This is a genomic window from Mesorhizobium sp. M0815 (assembly GCF_040319995.1).
Classification (GTDB): Bacteria; Pseudomonadota; Alphaproteobacteria; order Rhizobiales; family Rhizobiaceae; genus Mesorhizobium.
In genome coordinates, this window is sequence record NZ_JAMYOU010000032.1 from 39,466 (window position 1) to 56,405 (window position 16,940).

Annotated in this window: 18 protein-coding genes and 1 pseudogene; 16 read left to right on the forward strand and 3 right to left on the reverse strand. The window is 58.4% G+C overall.

Annotation, left to right across the window (positions count from 1 at the left end):
- Positions 1-43: 43 nt before the first annotated feature.
- Positions 44-1,999, reverse strand: coding sequence for a hypothetical protein (locus tag NKI01_RS26105; protein ID WP_352619027.1), 1,956 nt, complete (start codon positions 1,997-1,999; stop codon positions 44-46).
- A gap of 300 nt (positions 2,000-2,299) precedes the next feature.
- Here NKI01_RS26105 and NKI01_RS26110 point away from each other — a divergent pair, with 300 nt between their 5' ends.
- Positions 2,300-2,581, forward strand: coding sequence for a hypothetical protein (locus NKI01_RS26110; protein ID WP_352686003.1), 282 nt, complete (start codon positions 2,300-2,302; stop codon positions 2,579-2,581).
- 7 nt (positions 2,582-2,588) lie between these two features.
- On the opposite strand, the gene NKI01_RS26115 is transcribed toward NKI01_RS26110, so the two are convergent.
- Positions 2,589-2,840: a DUF6074 family protein gene (locus tag NKI01_RS26115; protein ID WP_352457909.1), complete on the reverse strand. Its 252-nt coding sequence runs from the start codon at positions 2,838-2,840 to the stop codon at positions 2,589-2,591.
- A 75-nt stretch (positions 2,841-2,915) separates the two neighbouring features.
- Here NKI01_RS26115 and NKI01_RS26120 point away from each other — a divergent pair.
- The 10 genes and pseudogenes from NKI01_RS26120 to NKI01_RS26165 all read left to right on the forward strand — a co-directional run.
- Positions 2,916-3,113 (forward strand): annotated as a pseudogene (locus NKI01_RS26120) (transposase); the annotation flags it as partial.
- Positions 3,114-3,756: 643 nt separating this feature from the next.
- Complete coding sequence (locus NKI01_RS26125; RefSeq protein ID WP_352643113.1) at positions 3,757-3,954, forward strand: hypothetical protein; 198 nt, start codon at positions 3,757-3,759, stop codon at positions 3,952-3,954.
- Positions 3,955-4,619: 665 nt separating this feature from the next.
- Positions 4,620-4,847, forward strand: coding sequence for a hypothetical protein (locus NKI01_RS26130; RefSeq protein ID WP_352457911.1), 228 nt, complete (start codon positions 4,620-4,622; stop codon positions 4,845-4,847).
- Positions 4,848-5,119: 272 nt separating this feature from the next.
- Positions 5,120-5,338, forward strand: a complete 219-nt coding sequence (locus NKI01_RS26135; RefSeq protein WP_352457912.1) for a hypothetical protein — start codon at positions 5,120-5,122, stop codon at positions 5,336-5,338.
- 183 nt (positions 5,339-5,521) lie between these two features.
- Complete coding sequence (locus tag NKI01_RS26140) at positions 5,522-5,776, forward strand: DUF982 domain-containing protein (protein WP_352965162.1); 255 nt, start codon at positions 5,522-5,524, stop codon at positions 5,774-5,776.
- A 221-nt stretch (positions 5,777-5,997) separates the two neighbouring features.
- A complete protein-coding gene (locus tag NKI01_RS26145) occupies positions 5,998-6,243 on the forward strand; it encodes a DUF982 domain-containing protein (RefSeq protein WP_352965164.1) in 246 nt (81 codons plus the stop codon).
- Between the two features lie 8 nt (positions 6,244-6,251).
- Positions 6,252-6,497 (forward strand): DUF982 domain-containing protein, encoded by a 246-nt coding sequence (locus NKI01_RS26150; RefSeq protein ID WP_352965166.1) that lies wholly within the window; start codon positions 6,252-6,254, stop codon positions 6,495-6,497.
- Between the two features lie 8 nt (positions 6,498-6,505).
- Positions 6,506-6,745 (forward strand): DUF982 domain-containing protein, encoded by a 240-nt coding sequence (locus NKI01_RS26155; protein WP_352884864.1) that lies wholly within the window; start codon positions 6,506-6,508, stop codon positions 6,743-6,745.
- A gap of 536 nt (positions 6,746-7,281) precedes the next feature.
- Positions 7,282-9,180 (forward strand): DNA ligase D, encoded by a 1,899-nt coding sequence (ligD, locus tag NKI01_RS26160; protein WP_352965168.1) that lies wholly within the window; start codon positions 7,282-7,284, stop codon positions 9,178-9,180.
- Positions 9,181-9,287: 107 nt separating this feature from the next.
- Entirely contained in the window at positions 9,288-10,952 is a 1,665-nt protein-coding gene (locus tag NKI01_RS26165; RefSeq protein WP_352965174.1) for a DNA polymerase/3'-5' exonuclease PolX, read from the forward strand.
- Positions 10,953-10,973: 21 nt separating this feature from the next.
- On the opposite strand, the gene NKI01_RS26170 is transcribed toward NKI01_RS26165, so the two are convergent.
- A complete protein-coding gene (locus NKI01_RS26170; RefSeq protein WP_352965170.1) occupies positions 10,974-11,612 on the reverse strand; it encodes a hypothetical protein in 639 nt (212 codons plus the stop codon).
- A gap of 374 nt (positions 11,613-11,986) precedes the next feature.
- Here NKI01_RS26170 and NKI01_RS26175 point away from each other — a divergent pair, with 374 nt between their 5' ends.
- From NKI01_RS26175 to NKI01_RS26195, 5 genes are all read left to right on the forward strand, one after another.
- Positions 11,987-12,301: an alpha/beta fold hydrolase gene (locus tag NKI01_RS26175; RefSeq protein ID WP_352467863.1), complete on the forward strand. Its 315-nt coding sequence runs from the start codon at positions 11,987-11,989 to the stop codon at positions 12,299-12,301.
- A 1,172-nt stretch (positions 12,302-13,473) separates the two neighbouring features.
- Positions 13,474-14,343 (forward strand): MBL fold metallo-hydrolase, encoded by an 870-nt coding sequence (locus NKI01_RS26180; protein ID WP_352492316.1) that lies wholly within the window; start codon positions 13,474-13,476, stop codon positions 14,341-14,343.
- A 356-nt stretch (positions 14,344-14,699) separates the two neighbouring features.
- Positions 14,700-15,152 carry a YidB family protein gene (locus tag NKI01_RS26185; RefSeq protein ID WP_352503351.1) on the forward strand — a complete coding sequence of 151 codons (453 nt, stop codon included), beginning with the start codon at positions 14,700-14,702 and terminating at the stop codon, positions 15,150-15,152.
- 526 nt (positions 15,153-15,678) lie between these two features.
- Positions 15,679-15,975, forward strand: coding sequence for a hypothetical protein (locus NKI01_RS26190; RefSeq protein WP_352884868.1), 297 nt, complete (start codon positions 15,679-15,681; stop codon positions 15,973-15,975).
- A gap of 624 nt (positions 15,976-16,599) precedes the next feature.
- Positions 16,600-16,940, forward strand: a 341-nt coding sequence (locus tag NKI01_RS26195; RefSeq protein ID WP_352965172.1) for an ArsR/SmtB family transcription factor, incomplete at its 3' end; no start/stop codon positions are given.

Sequence of the window (16,940 nt, forward strand, 5' to 3'; positions counted from 1 at the left end):
CTGAAGATGCATCTCAGAACGGGCGATTGAACCCGTCATGGCTCTATCGATTATCGACTAGATTGAGCTTGTCGAAGAAAATACGATTACGCTTTTTGGCGTCGCTGAGCATCTTCGTGTAGTCCATAACCTCGTAGTAGACCCTGTGATTGGCGTGATAGCCGTAGAATCCCTGCTTGTCCGGCGTCATTGTGGCATTGAAGTCAGTGAGAACTTGCCTGAGTTTTGGCGTTAAGTCTGCCACCACGAAAATCGTGGCCGGAATATCTGCGTTCGCGATTGGGATCGCTCGACCCTTATGTAGGTACTTACCGCCGCGGATCGCGTTGATCACTTTTGCGGCCTGAAGAACGGGGTTCTCATCACCCGCATACTTGTTGCGCCCCGGTTGCTTGAACTCAATCACAATGATTGAGTTCAGCGGATGCTCGTCGTCGGGCCGCTCACCGCTGAAAATAATTTTTTCATCAAAGATGACGATGTCGCCTCTCTGCTTATCCTTCGAATCTACGACTGACAGCGCGTTGTTTCGCTTATCGGACGAAATGAACGAATGGAATGTGAGGCGCTCGTCGATCATCCAGAGATTCTGCTCGCTGGAGGGGATATCTTCAGAGCTATGCTGCATTGGAAATACGAGCTGATGCACGACCTTTTCGAGCGGGTAGTTCTTCTTGTCCTCAGGCAACTTGACTGCGCGTTCGAGGAAATCAAGGATGATCCGTCTGTGCTGAACGTACTGGGCTAAGGCTGACACTCCAAGCTCATTGTACCGGTCCAGGAATTCGGTGAACTCCTTGTGGTATGACTCGTAATCGGTGATCTTGCTCGCCTCGCGAATGATGCGAGTGCTGTCTTTCTTGAGTTCAGTCTCCCGCAAGAACAGTTCCCGGTGGAGTATGCCTTCCATCTCAGACCGAGACGGTGTCGGAGTGATCTTGTTTAAGAAGCTGCCGGCGTGCTTGAGAAGCATCCGATATTGTGGCGCCTCTTCTTGCACGTACCGACGAATCCTATCGAGCTTGACAGAGTTGATGGTCTCGATGACATCCTTCAGATCGTCCTCCACGAACGCTAGTGCCGAAGCGCGTATATCCGTTTTTGGAATGAGCTTGTGATCCGAGAGGGGAAGTTCAAGCTCGGCATCATCAGGATTGCCGAACTCGAAATCGGTACGATTGGTGTTGACGTGTTCGGTGAGGTAAGGGCTCTGGACGATGCCAAGGTAGAAAAACGCCTTGCCGTCGTAGTCCTCAAGCCGGGATGTCAGATTTGGAAGATGGTCTGCTAGGCGGTCGCTGAGGACTGACCGTTGATCCGCAGCGTAGACAAGCTTGTGCTTGGTCGCCCGTGAGGTGGGAAGTCGGAAACCATGTAAAGTGAATGAGTATCCACCGACTTCGAAGGGATAAGCCGAAGCCGTGGCCTTATAGTCTCTTTCAAAAATTTCTTTGAGGTTATGCTTGAGCCCAAGGTCGTTAACCTGAACCGCCGGACACTCCTCGTCCATCAGTACAAGGATGAAGTGTTCGATGAGTTTCTGGATAAGCACTTCCGAGGTGCGGGGGCACTGCCCGTGATATTCCGGCCTTAGTTCCACAAGCTCGATTGTTGTGCCTGTCGCATGTCGCGTGACAGATTTGGGGAGGCCGCGCAGGTCGTCTACATCGTAGTTCTCGTCAAAGGTGAAAGCTCGAGTGAGCAATGCGCCGTCGTCATCCTTGAACGTGCTTTCGATGCGCGCAAATGCAAAGGCCTTGAGCCAGGTGAAGCGACCCAAGCCCTTGCCGCCTCGGCTCAGTTTGTGTGGCGAGAACGCAGTATTAAAAGAGTCGTAGTTGGCATCGTCGAGACCGATGCCGTTATCAATGACTTTGAACCCGCTGATCGGCGGAACTTCCAGGTCGAGTTGACGGCCGTCGCGAACGACCTCGACCGTCATGCGTCCGGGCGTACCCGTCGGCAGTTTCGCTTCCTTGATTGCCTGAAACGAGTTCATGACTGCTTCGAACAATGGCAGCAATGGGCGCCACTGCAGTACGGTGGTCTGCCGTACCTGGTTAGCGATATTTACACGGATAGACATTAGCCGCCGTTGCCCCTTGCGCCGTATCCTACCACTAGATGAACATTCAGGCCGCGCAAGTGATACCAGGTTCTCCTTTTACACACAGCGGTGTCATCAAGACAGAACCGGGCGGAAAGACCTCGGACCCTTATAGGCATCTCAGTGCGAGAATGACGCGAACCATACTCGATGTTCATGCTTCGTGCTTCGAAAGTCGCATAAGATTGCAGTGTGGAACTCAACGGCGGCTCATTGGTTTTGCGGGTTCAGCTCGTGGAAAAGGTCCGTCGGCCTTCCGTGAATGCGGGTTTCCGCATCGCCTACCTCGATTTGGTCGATGACCGCCGGACAGGCGAGGCGGAGCCGTATCTCGCCCGAGAGTACATTCGCGCGCATGATTTCGACGAACGCGCCTATCTTTTCATCCGCAGTGAGAAACCTGCGTTTGACGGATGCAGTGGTGCTACGCTTGTGGAGCCCGGGGCGTCTCTATGCGGCAATCCTTCATCGTGAGCCGATGCTATTGTGCAAGTTTCGCAGCACTGCGGGTGGCGATATCGCCCAAGACAGCATGAAGAAGCGTTCCAACTTCCTGTTCGGCGACCCCGGGTGCAATTCCTGATTCGGACAGTTGAACGAGAATTGCCTTGGCGGTGTTGCGCCAGAAGGCGTTCGCGTCCTTCCCGTTCTTGGATTCCAGGACCCGGGCGATCCCTTCGACCAACTTCCGACGCCGATGCAGCGGAAACGCGCTTATGTTTGAATCACACATCGATCACCTCACCCCTTCAGTCGCGCGAATAAGCATTGGCGGGTGAGAAAATTTGGTTAACAGCGCTTTTGGACAATGGTCAGCAATGGAATAAAGCGTCTACCCAACAAGCCAAGAGGTGTGCCACGTGTTGATGATCGGCGCGTGCTGAACGGCATCTTCTGGGTGCTGCGCTCCGGTGCTCCATGGCGCGACCTGCCTCAGCGCTATGGCCCGCGCACCACCTGTTGCAACCGCTTCGTCCGATGGCGAAAAGCAGGTGTGTGGCTGCGCAGTAACGAGTCTACGGCCTAAGGTTTGCGGAGCCTCACGCCGGCGCGGCTGCCGTTCTCCGGGATGAACTCGACGCCGGCGGCCTAGAGGGCGATGCGCAAGGCAGCAACGGTTCGCTCTTGTGTGGAGCCCTGTCGGGCCGCGACATCTACTTAATGTCTATTTTAGACAGTCGCCGCGACCATAACTTTTGATAACAGGTCAGGGTCGCGGGATGCCGAGCCGCTTGAAATACCGGGTTACGTCCGGATGCTCGCGATCGTCCCGCCTCAACCGCGCAAGCGCGTCATCATCGCCGGCGAGCGCCATAGCCAAACCGGGAGCGCTTATTCTCCACGGAGCACCGGGCATTGTCTGGTTGTGAAGACGGTGCTTGATCACCAGCCGCCTGAGTGTGTCTTCGCTTACGTTGTAGTCGTACCTGAACAGATCAATGGCCCTCTGGACCGTGATCCCTCTGCCCGTGGGATGTAGAGCGGCCGAAGCCGTTCGCCTGTTGCCGGCGCTGTTTTGACACGGCGCGCATTGGTCATTCGGCCCATCGCGCTTTTCTGCGGCCCGCCGTTTCGCCCGACATCAGGGAACGATATCGCGCCCCATGTATTAGAAACCCATGGACACTATGGAACCCCACGGCCACGGGATGGCGGCCGATCTTTTGACATCGGAAGTTGCCAATGCCAGGCAGCGCATCCGCCAGACCGAGCTCGCGCTTCAACGCACTGAAGAAATGCTGGCCGAAAATCTCGCGCTGTGCAGCAGGATACGAACTGCGGTCGAGGCTGCAGACGGCTTGGTGAAGATCGATCCCGCCAGGTTTGAAGGACGTCGCGCGGGTTGAACTGGGCCGGCGTTCATTCGCCTTGCGGCACCCTGCCGCAAGAGCCTGCCCGTTGGCATCACAGCGTGAGCAAACATTGGACAGAAGCATTCCAACGTTCACGATGTGCAACGCCGACGCTAGATAGACACGAATTTCAGTTCAAAGAGCGAGGTTAATGCTGCGGCAAACGAAGGGGGCACGGGGGGGTCTTCGCGCGAGCCAGTTATCCGATCTCCCGCTCAGAAATTTCAGCCAAAATATTCCGACCTCCTGATGGAACCCGTTCGTTGCGGGCGAGTTACGGCTCATTGGGGACGGACTTCCCGAACATGACAACGAGCAACAAAGCAGACCATCAGTCTGTCTCCGGAGCGTTTCGGAAACTGATCCGTTCCGAAGGCTATCGTCATAACGTACAAACGTTCTTAAATCTGGAGATCGAACCAGAACTGCCGCCAGCCCTACAGTCATTACTTGCGGCTATTGATGGGGCCAAACAGGGGCCGACGGAAGAAGGTCCCTAGCCGGCTGGCTGAGCGCCAAAGCGGAAGAGTACAGAGGCTCGCTCCGTACTTGTTTCTCTGGTTCCCGCTCAGAAATTCCGGCAAACATTTCTTCTTGATTTTTCCCGACAGAGGATCATGAATGTCCCCTTGGGTTCTCGCTGAGGTGGGAGGCCTTGTATGAACGTTTGGACGAACTGCCGACCCGACAAAGTGACTGCCAAACACCTTGTTCACGAGCTGATCCTACAAGCCCGTCGCGGCCAAATCATCTCCGTCAAAGAGACTATCGCAGCGGTGCGCCGAGACGGGCCACATCTGGCGGAAACTGACTGCGAGCTGGTGGAGTTTATTGTCAATGTTGCCCCAGCCTTTGGCCTGTTCGTCGGGTTCGATCTTCGCGAATAGCCTCATGGCAACCCATTGGTTCTCGCCTGCGGTGTACGTCAGGACAGACCGACCTGGGATTGTGGGAGAAAGGCGGCTCGAGGCGCGTCAATAGGATCGAGGAGGAGCATGAGGGTCTTCGCGAGCTGGTGTCCGATTCCCACCACAAATTCTACAGACATTCCTGACTGTCGCGGCCTAGCACCGTGCCAATTTGTACGATTCGTACATGGCGTTGATGTCCGTCAGGAAGTGAGTAGATTCCCCTTCGGCGTGTCCCTGGGGAGGGCTGGATGAGCGTCGCGCAAAGGGTCGGTCCGCTTCTAGAGCAAGCAATCACTGTACTCCTCAACAGGGCGGACCGTCGCGATACGGTCTCGATCAAAGCGGCACTACGCGAAGCGCGGGAGGCTGCGCCTTATTTGGTGGCCTCCGACGAAGAACTAACCGAGGCAATCGTCGAGGCAGCAACTGCCATGGGCCTCTGCGTGGCTTTCGACGCCCAGGAGTAGCTGTCAGCCAACTTCAGTCACTGTGGCATCACAACGGAAGCGCGCAGTCCTGCGTCATTTTCAATAGTCAGAGGTAATCCGCAATTACCGTCGCAACCTGCTCACTCTGCCTGTAGAACGGGAACTGGGCTGAGCAAAAGTATTTGCTGGAGGAACTTGATCGGGCCGACAAAGAGTGACCGCATGGCTCTCCACTGGTTCAACCCTCCGGTCCCGGTCAAGACCGAGCGTCCCGGGATCATCCACAACGTCAACAACGCCGAGACTGCCGGCGAGGAGCTGATGAAGTGGACCAAGCGTGGCCCTTGCTGGGACCTCGCGGTGCACGTTTGCATGGCCGTGATTTTCGACGAGATGGAAGCTGAGGAGGCCCGCAAGGCATTCCTGGCTGCTGCAAAAGAGGAGGGGACATTACTCCCCCCAATGGCAACTAGCTAACTTGGATGCGGTATAAGGTTCTATGTGTCTCTGACCAACACCGCCTTCGCGAAAGGAGCCCGCCGCCGGTGAGGGACAGGCGACGGACCCCCCACAGCGGCTGCACATCCACGAAGACTCGACCGCTGCAAGTTCTAACCCCGCGAGGGCCTACATCGTTCCCTTAGCTGCGGCTACAGCTGGGTTGGTCAGCGGGCTCTTGCCGCTCTAGGTTCATCCTTATGGGTCCCGTCTGGTTCTCTCCACCGGTCTACGTCAAGACGAAACGTCCAGGCATTCGCCATGGGGTCAGCCACGTCGAGGGAGCCGCTGAGGAACTCATGGCGTGGGACACAAAGGGCCCGAAGTCGACCAAGGCGGTCCAATCCTGCGTCGATGCGTTCGAGGGCAGAGCCTCCCCCCAAGAGGTCCGTGAAGCCTTTGAGGCGGCTGCCAAGGAGGCCAACGTGTATCTCTCCCCTGAGTAGGAGGTATCATGGCAACCCATTGGTTCGTCCCTCCGGTGTTCGTGAAGACTGAAACCGGTGTCAGGCATGGCTGCAACAATGCGAGGGCAGCCCTTGAGCAGCTCAAGATGTGGACCCGGAGGGGGCCTCGCTGGCATAAGGCGGTGACCCTCTGCCTGTCAGCCTTGGAGGGCGATTCGATTGACCCCCACATAATACGAAAGGCCTTTGAGGCTGCCGCTAAGGAGGCCAACGTGTATCTCTCCCCTGAGTAGGAGGTGTCGTGGTAACCCATTGGTTCTCCCCTCCGGTGTACGTTAAGACCGACCGACCTGGGGTCACCTACGGGTGCAACAACGTCGAGGGTGCCGCCGAGGAACTCATGAAGTGGACCAAGATGGGACCTAAGTGGAGGAAGGCTGTGCAACTGTGCGCCGACGCCCTTCAGGACCGTGTGACTCCGGAAGAGGTCCGTCAGGCTTTCGAGGCTGCTGCCAAGGAGGAGAGGGTGCTGCGTGAGTAGCAGGCCGGTGCCCATGGCTATGTTGGGAAGGACCCGTTAGGCTGTCTAATGCTGACCAAGTCCGCGCTGCTCGAAATAGACCCGGATACGAGAGCATTCACTCTGGTCGGCGCATTCATGGGCATTTTGCACTTCTTGAAACTGGCATCGGAGCTGCTCTGGGCGAGGTACTTGGCCTCAATGGGGCACGTCGAGTAATCATCAATCGTAACATGGGGTTCGACGAGAAGATCAAACCGTACCCACAGGGGACCGGAACCGGAATGTCAGGCTTCTAAAGCCGATGGCAGAATGCGGGATATCGCTGTGGCGGCATTTGAGGGCCCGTTCCTGCTCTTGATTATTGCCTGTGAGCTGTGCACGAAAATCGGGAATGGAAGGGCCGGAGGCAGGAAGCACGCCCTCAGGCCGAGGCGCTAATCAAGCGGGTCGGCAATGATCGAAAAGCTCAACACGGCCGGCAGCGAAACTAAAGAAGTAGTCGCGCGTTGGACGCGGATAACACTATTTCGTCTCTGAGTATGGTTTAGGTCAGAGTGGTCAAGCCAACGCCGCGTAAGGCAATCAATGGGTCGAACGCTAGTCAAGCGAAGTCGCCCGCTCGTGACGAGGTCACTTTAGCGCCGCCCGCTTTCCGGCCGGTCCAGCTCGCAACGCTCGTGGACACGGTCCCTGCCGGCGATCGTTGGATCCATGAGATGAAATACGACGGTTATCGTATTCTCGTTGCCGTCGGCGGTGGCGAGGCGCGAGCCTACACACGATCTGGTCTGGACTGGTCTACGCGTTTTCCCTCGATCCTCTCCGAGGCTCGCAAGCTCAAGGTGCGCTCCGCCCTGATTGACGGCGAGGCCGTGGTTGTCGATGCGGAAGGAAGATCTAACTTCCAGGCGCTTCAGAATGCATTGAAGGGTGCCCCGGCGATTATCGACTTTTATGCGTTCGATCTGCTGCAGCTCGGCGGCGAAGATCTGACAAGGCTTCCTCTTGTTGAGCGCAAGGCGAAGCTGGAGGCGATCTTGCCTGCGAAAAATCCGGTCCTTCGTTACTCCGACCATATCCTCGGCCGCGGAGAAGAGCTGCTCGATCGCTTCTGCGCAGCCGGCCTTGAGGGCGTCATCTCAAAGCTCGCGGATTCGAGTTATGTGGCGGCCCGCGGCGCAAGCTGGCTGAAGATCAAATGCATCAGGCGGCAGGAATTTGTGATTGTCGGCTGGACGCCGTCCGACAAGGTCCGCGCGTTTCGGTCCTTGATCCTTGGCGTTCATGACCGCGGCAAGCTGCGTTACGCCGGCAAAGTCGGCACCGGCTTCGATACCGCTGAACTTCTTCGTCTCTTGAAGATCATGGCGCCGCTTGAGCAGAAGGCCGCCACCGTCGACGCACCACGCGCCGAAGTGCGCGGCGCACACTGGCTCCGTCCGAAACTGGTCGCTGAGATTGCCTTCACCGAAATGACAAATGAAGGGACGTTACGACATCCGAGCTATCTTGGTCTTCGCGAAGACAAGAAGCCGGAGGCGGTCGTGCTCGAGACGGAACGTCATGCAGCCGATCTCGCCGCGTCTGCGACAACCGCCATCGCGATAAGTAACCGTGACCGCGTCATCTATCCGGAGTCCAACATCACCAAGGGACAGCTCGCCGACCATTACGCCGCGGTCGCGGCGATCATGCTTCCTTGGGTTGGCAGCCGGCCGATCAGTCTGGTTCGATGCCCACAGGGCCGCGCGAAGAAGTGCTTCTTCCAAAAACACGACGCCGGCAGCTTTGGCGACAAAGTCCACCACGTCGGCATCACGGAGAAGGACGGGCACGAGGAACCATATCTCTATGTCGATGATGCCGACGGACTGATGACTTGCGTCCAGATGGGAACGATTGAGCTGCATGGATGGGGGGCTCGGATCGAGGATGTCGAAAAGGCCGACCGCCTCGTGTTCGACCTCGACCCCGATGAAGGCCTCGATTTCGAGGCCGTCCGCGCCGCTGCCTTTCAGTTCCGCGCTATCCTTAAATCGCTGGGACTTACGACTTTTCCGATGCTGACGGGAGGCAAAGGAGTGCACGTCATCGCGCCGCTCACCCCTGACGCCGAGTGGCCAGAGGTGAAGGACTTCGCGTCTCGCCTGGCGCAGGCGGTCGCCCGGAGCGATCCGGCCCATTTCACGGCCGTGTTGTCAAAGGCGCGCCGCAAGGGTCGCATCTTTGTGGACTATCTACGCAATCAGCGCGGGGCGACCGCGATCATTCCCTACAGCGCAAGATCACGTCCGGGCGCTCCTGTCGCGGCACCGATCACGTGGGCGGAGATGAAGACAATAGATGCGCCCTCTCATTTCCACGTGGGCGATGCTCCTGAATTGAAGAAACGCGCAGCCTCCAAAGCTCTGGCTGGATGGGGTCGCGCTGACCAATCCTTGCCCAATCTGTAGCGTCCGACGCGTGGACAGGCAGTAAAGCCGGGGTTCAAAGGGCAACGCGGCGCTCATGGCCTTGCCTGATTGGAACCTGCGGAGATCGGCCTCGTTTGGCTGAAGCCATGGCAAAAATCGATCCGAGGACCGTCGCCAGTCTTTTGAGGGAATACGCACAACGGGCGTCTATGCGCGGCGACAATCCCTATCGCATAAAGGCATACTTGCGCGCGGCAGACAGTCTGACGGCGCTGTCGCAGCCGCTTGATCGGATCATCGCCGCCGGCGCCCTCACCAGGATCCCGGGGATCGGTGACGCGATCGCAGACATCGTGACCAAGCTTTACCAAACCGGCACGCACCCGAGCCTTGAGAAGCTGCGCGAGGATGTTCCAGCGGGCGTGATGGAGCTGTTTGCCATACCCGGGCTTCGTCCCGATAAGATACTGAAGCTTCATCAGGCGCTCGGCGTGAACTCGCTGGCGGAGCTCGAGGCCGCAGCAAGAGAAGACCGCATACGCCCAGTCAAAGGCCTCGGCGCCGCGCTTCAGACAAAGCTCCTGCAGAACCTGGCCATCGTGCGAAGTGGCGAAACGCAACTTCACCTGCACAAGGCCGCCGCCCTTCTCGAACATGCGGTCATATCGGTGAAGCAAGAGCATCCAGAGTTTTCGCGCGTCGAAATTGCAGGCGACTTCCGGCGCGGTTGCGAGCTCGTTTCCGACTTCGCCCTGGTAGCGCAGGGCAGAAAGTCGACGACTGGAATCGAGGATACGACGCTCAGGCTTGTTGTCACGGACAGGAAGCACTTTGGCGCGAGCCTGCTCGAAGCAACCGGTTCGGCAGACCACTTTGAGCAACTGAAGACGTTCGCGGCCGACAAGGGATTCACCCTAAACGCCGACGGGCTTCATCGCGGGAGAAAGCTGATCGCGTCAGCGACAGAAGAAGAAATCTACCAAGCTCTAGACTTGCAGTTTATCGAGCCTGAATTGCGCGAAGGCAGGGACGAGATTGAGCGGGCGGCAAAGCAGAAGCTACCCGCCCTCGTTCGGGATGAAGATCTGCATGGCATCCTGCATTCTCACACGACCGCATCCGATGGCACCGAAACGCTTGAGGCAATGGCGGAAGCCACGCGCAAGCGCGGTTTCGAATACTATGGTGTCGCCGATCATTCGCAGTCCGCTCACTACGCAGGCGGCCTTTCGTTGCAGGAGATTGCTGAACAGCACCGCGAAGCTGACCGGCTGAACAAGGCATACAATGGAAAATTTCGCATACTGAAGGGCATCGAAGCGGACATCCTGGCGGATGGCTCGCTCGATTACCCGGATCATATCCTGGAGCAGTTCGATTTCGTCGTCGCGAGCGTGCACAGCCGCTTCAAGTTGCCGAAGAAGGAGCAGACGGAGCGTATCATTGAGGCGGTCGGAAATCCTCGGACGACAATCATCGGGCACATGACCGGTCGCCAGCTGTTGCGGCGGCCCGGTTATGATCTCGACGTCGAAAAAGTCCTCAAAGCGTGTGCGAAACACGGCGTCGCTGTCGAAATCAACGCACATCCGTGGCGACTCGACCTCGACTGGCGCTGGCATCAAAAGGCACTCGATCAGGGCTGCATCTTCAGCATCAATCCGGACGCTCATTCGATCCGCGAGCTCGATCACATGCATTGGGGTGTCGAGATGGCGCGCAAGGGCGGTGTCCCTGCGAAGCGGGTCCTGAACGCGATGCGTTTGACGGCCCTCCTTGCGCATCTCGCACGGCGCAGGCAAACGTCCTAACCTGCTTGTGCGCCCGGCCTATCAGCGCAGGAGTCCGTCCTTCTCAAAATCTTCCCAGCCGCGCAAACTGGCGTGCGAGTTTTCATCGGGGCCATAGCCAGCTGAAGCTGCAGTTCCGCGACCGCTTCTTTGAGCGCGTTTCATAGCGGCCTTCCCCGCGGCTCGCCGCCTATTCTCTGCAGCTGTCGCTGCGTCCTGTTCGCGCCAGACCGTAACCAGGTCGCGGTCAAGCACATCCTCCCCGTGCTGCGGGTCGAACACGTGAAAGGTGATGTTCCTTGCCCGCCCGCGGAGTTTCACCGTTTTCGTCCCGGCGCTCTGCAAGCGACCATCTTTCAGCCAGCGGTGCCGTTCGGCCGTCGAGATCGTCAGAATGTCCTCGATTTCACGGGGGATTACGGGCAGGTCTTCGATATTCTGCAGTGCTTTGGATATGATCCCGAATACCACCTGCCCATCATTCTCGGCGCCCTCAGACAGGCGCAGGGTAAGCACGCGGGACTCGATATTGAGCAATTTCCTGAACTCCGTTGGAAGGCGGGCGCGTATTTCGAGAAAAATACCCCTCGCTCTGACCGACGATCCAAACGTTGCAGCCGGGGTTAAAGGCCACTCTCCAATCAGCTTCGCTGTTGCATTGATTTTACGGCGCGTGGACATGCCCCTTTATATAGGTCCCCGATAGTCGGCAGCGATGAGCCGATCGCAAAGCCAATATGAGTTCTAATCCGCCAGCGGTCTGAACCACGATGCCCAAAGGGGCAACCACGATTGTGAGCGGGGCCGTTTGCAACTTCGGCTAACAGGAAACGGCAGAGTTGATCTCGAAGTGCGATATCAGGCGCGTCGCCGCCTGGCGGCTTTTTGGGGGCCGTTTGCTGTCCGTCCGGTTATTGCCGAGGGACCAGTTAAAGCCGCCGTTCGGCTCACGACCTCTTCGCGGAATACAAGGCAAGTTCAGATCCCGCGGAAGCCGACATTGAACTGCCTCTCCGTTTACACGTTTGGCAAATGTTGCGAATGGAGGGAGTTGCATGTTTGAAGGTTTCTCGCTGGAGCAGATCAAACTTCCGGAAGCGACGCTCAGAGTGCGGGTTGGTGGAAGGGGCCACCGCTTCCTGATGCTGCACGGTCATCCTCGCACCCATGCCACTTGGCATCGCGTGGCGCCGATTTTGGCTGAGGAATACACCGTAATTTGCCCTGGTCTTCGGTGCTCGCCCTTGCGGTGTGTCGCAACACAATCAGCGCGTCCGGTTTGCCGTGAACAGATCTTGCTGATGCACCAGTTCGTCCGCGACGGGCTGACGGAGGCGGCGTGTGCCATTCGGGTGGATGGCCGAAAATAACCCCACCTCTGCATGACGCGAATTGTCCCAGCCCGGGTAGGCCGTTATCGGGTACAGGCAAATACCCTCGAATCGATGCTCCGACACCCATAGCGGCACGCACCTCGTCGCGGCATACATAGTGGAGCCAAGCCGGCCCGCCGGATCCCTCTGATCCGGTCTCGGCAATGAACATCGGCTTACCGCACCGATGAGCAACCTCGAGCAACATTTCCGACAAAGCGCGGTACTCATGGTGTCCCATCGATATCGTCGGCCCGTTTATTTACCATTGATTGTGCGGCTAGAAATTCAGGCCCACGACAATCGACAACATCTTCGCTCCCGCCCAACTCAGGTTCGACGCGGCCCAGCAACATGTCGTAAGCTTCGAACTGCCCCTGACGGGCGTTTTCGGCCCGACCCCGTTCGCTGCGGGTCCGGTCACGAGGAGCGATTTGGATAAGGGGCTCGGCCCAGACAAATCTGCAGGCGGGGTCGATCTCCCGCATTACACGAACACCCGCGATGGCAGCCTTCACGAGATGCCGCTTGAACCAGCACGTTTGTTCGGCCCCACGCGGGAAATAGCCGACCTCAACAGCCCATGCGAAAAAGGAGATCTAGTTGATGGGACACAACAGAGGCGGTGTTCCGGCGATCGAACGCTGTACCCTCACGGCTTCTGCCGCGAACGAGGCATAGGCATCGATGAAATGCAGCGATCCCTGATCGACATGGTCTGGAGATCCGTAATGGAAGGTGTCCCAGATAACCTGGACACCTGCCGATCGGGCCGCCTCGACCATTGGCGCCCAACTTGACCAGTCATAGGCGAAGCTTGCGGAACCGGAGCCTCCACCTGGTGCTCGTCCATACGCCCCACTTCGCTCATTCGAAGTCTTCTTTCAGCAGTCGGCTTCGAACTCGGCCGCCTTGTTAGGACCGGGAACCGCGTTGGCGAAATACCGCATCCAATGGGGCGCGCGCCATCTTCGTTGCTCAGTCCAGCTCGTCCTGGCGTGACCGGGTAATGCCGAACCGATTTGGTCGAGCCTTTGTTCCTGTGGTGGACTGTCCGGAGCTGGGTGGCGAAGGAGGAACAAGGAGGGCCGTGCCAAGTTCGGGGCGATATACCACCGCCGCCGATCGACTCGAGCGGCTGCTCAGCAACAAGAGAGGCACGGGATCACATGACCGTTCAGATTCGACTTTCCGAGATCGACCACGCCAGGCGCGAGGATCGTGGCGACGGCGCTTGGAGCATCGCACCGGACTTGGGCTATTTGCGCCTAGCAATCGTCAATGTCGTGTTCTTCGGCGCACCGGGCAGCGGAGATCGGAACTGGATGCTGATCGATACCGGGTTGCCGACGTCCCGCGGCAGCATTCTTGCGGTCGCGGAAAAGCGGTTTGGCACGAACGCACGGCCGGCCGCGATCATCCTGACCCACGGCCATTTCGACCATGTGGGAACGGTTCTAGACCTCGCGAATAGGTGGGACGTGCCTGTCTTCGCGCATCCACTCGAGCGCCCCTATTTGGACGGAACCGCATCCTATCCGCCACCGGATCCCTGGGTCGGGGGTGGACTGATGGCGCTGCTTTCGCCGCTTTTTCCACGGGGGCCAATTGATCTTGGCAACCGTTTGGAACTCCTACCTGCCGACGGATCGATCCCCGGAATGCCCGGATGGCGATGGCTACACACACCCGGGCACGCTCCTGGGCATATCTCGCTCTGGCGCGAGGAGGACCGCTCGCTGATCGTAGGGGACGCTTTCATCACCACCGGTCAGGAGTCAGTCTATGAGGTCGCCGTTCAGGATCTTGAGATGCACGGTCCGCCGCGCTACTTCACGCCGGACTGGGATGCGGCGGAAAGATCCGTGAAGCACTTGGCTGCCCTGAACCCGCACATGGTCATCAGTGGACACGGTGCGGCTGCCGCGGGAGTGGGCATGCGTCAAGCTCTTGACAGCCTGGCTGAGCGGTTCAGGGTGTTCGCCGTCCCGCCGAAATTGAAATTCGTGCGCGAGCCGGCGGCAGTCCAAGGTAGCTGAGGCTAACCGAGCCGCCGTCGTTCTGAAATATGGTCAAATTGGGCAGACACTGTCTCTCGACCCGGTAGAGTTACCCCGTCGGGTCGCGCTCTCCATCGTCGCCGACAAACTCTGACAAGCGGAACAAACCCGGAAGGCGCCGGGTTAGGGCGTTCGATCAGCGTAGGGCGACTGCGGGCCAAGCGCCCCGAAATTCTGCGTCGGGAGAAGACGTCAGATGAAAACGAGTAACCCGAAGGACGCGTCCTCTCCGCCGGCGAGCCGACCGGCAAGAAGTTGTTCGAGCCCACACGGGTCGTCATCGGCACAGACTTGGCTTCGATTCGCTCATCGGCCAAAACCGTGGAGGAGATCAAATGGCAAATCTGGGAAGATTGGCGATCGCGATGCTTGGCGTTCTGGCATACCAAAATCGCGACAAGCTCTGTGAATTGATTCCGGGAGCGGGGTATCTTAACCCAAACGACCCGCAACGCAGAATTCTGGCTCAGATAACGAATGGCGTGTCGAGGGCTGACCTTGGTGAGATCCTCGACCGGTTCCGGGAGGTGGGGGCAGGATCGAAGGTCGACTCGTGGGTTGGCAGCGGGCCAAACCAACCGATTGAGCCAAGGGACGTCCAAGCGGCAATGGACGAAGGTACACTCACGTCCATTTCGATGCAGACGGGTCTTTCGCGCGAGGAGCTAATCAGAAGGATTGCGCGGGATCTACCCGAGACAGTCAACGAGATGACGCCGAATGGTGAATGGCCGCCTGAGCCGACACATGGCTTGGATAAGTCGACCCTGCTCGACAATGTATCCTAGGGGACACAGCCAGGAATGCAGCCGGCCAAGGCGAGATCCAGGGTGGCAACTCTACACGGGGGACGCTCCTGCGCGATCGCCTTCATCCGCTCGCGAACCAAGGGTCTGTTTCGAGCGCGCCGAACGCTCAACTGGCCGCCATCCTGAAAATGCGGCACCGCTGCATCGCGGCGCCCTCGCTCGCGTATATCGGTGAGCGGAAGAAGGCGCGTTCCTGGCTGGCCAGAGCGCTGGCGATCGATCCGGACGACTTCGTGACGCAGTACAACGCCGCTTGCATGTATTCCGTGCTCGGGGAAGTGGAGGAAGCGGTGCGGTACCTGGAAAGAGCCGTCGGAGGAAGCGTGAGTCAGAACGTACTGGAACGAATCCGTCACGAAGTCATTTCGACGCCATTCGCGATCACCCGCGGTTCGTGCAGCTTCTTAGTTCACTTGCCTTGTGACGCCACGACGATTCGATCGGGAGTCTTCATCGGTCCGTTCTTGCCGCCGCGCCTGGGCCTTGCACTGGCGGGCTGCCGGCCTTGCCTGCCGCCGGTGGTGTTTTCCCCCACATTTTGCTGCCGCTGCTTGTGCTGCTCACCTGGCCGCTCGCCATGGGCAAGTATTTCGCCCCGGCATCGTCTCTGCAGGGTTTGCTTCGTCGGCAAAGGACATCGCCAGCGGCCTCACAGCTGCGGTCGATCGCGGCCGAATCGGGATTGATGCTGGCCGACGCGCTGGCCGGCGGCCGCTTCACCCTGTTGATGCCTGCCGGCATTATTGCCGGCGCCGGCGACCGGTTGTTCGATGCGAAAGCCGAGGCTCTTAGACTACAATAGGAGATTCCTGGTTCCTTTGTCGATATCATCCCGCAGGCCGGCCACATGGTCCACCACACCGCACCGCTAGCTGTTCTCGCCATGGTGGACAGGGTCGCTGCCGCGGCCAGCATGAAGTAGGCCGGCACTGGCGCGATCCCGAAGAAGTGGAATCGCGATTTTCGGAAAAGATCATGCTCAAAAGCAATAGGTAGAACCCCGTCCCGACTCTATCGGGTGGCGAATCCGATGATTTACTTCACGGCGGCACGCACTTCAGCGAACCGCATCCTGTGCATCCATCCGCGCCGGTTCGGCTAACATCGACGTCGAGGTCCCGTATCTTGGGGATTTGGCCAGGGGAACGGCCCCAATTCCGTGTTCGGCTTCTGCCTCTCTTTGTGGCTGCCAGCATCTAGTCGTCTGCAAATCGAGGCCACGGACTGACAAGCACCCCCGCACTACAAGGAGCTGGCGGTCGGAGAACAAATGTAGACATGTCGCACCATCCTTGCGGGTACGGCTTGCGATGCATACTGACGGTCGAGGGCTTAATGTAACCAAATCAACGGCTCGGCGTTTCGGTCAGCGCCGTTGCAATGAGCGAAGCCATAACCTCTGTCACGAGCATAGACTGGCGATTTCATGAATCGCAATTTTCTGGTGATCGAACCTGAGGAAGGCATTGCCGTGCTCAAGGGGCTTGCCTCCTCGGCGCGGATCTCGATGCTGAAACTGCTGCATGAGAAGGGGCCGATGAATGTCAACGAAATCGCCGCCGTGCTGTCGCTTCCGCAGTCGACCGTCTCGACCAACATCCAGGTGCTGGAGGATGCGGGGCTGATCCGCACCGAGAGAGCGAAGAAAGGCAACCGGAAAATCTGCTATCCGACCGCCGAAAAAGTGCTCGTCGTGTTCAAGAGCGAATATCGTGCGGTCAAGAACGACGCGATCGAAGTGTCGATGCCGATCGGGCTTTACACCGG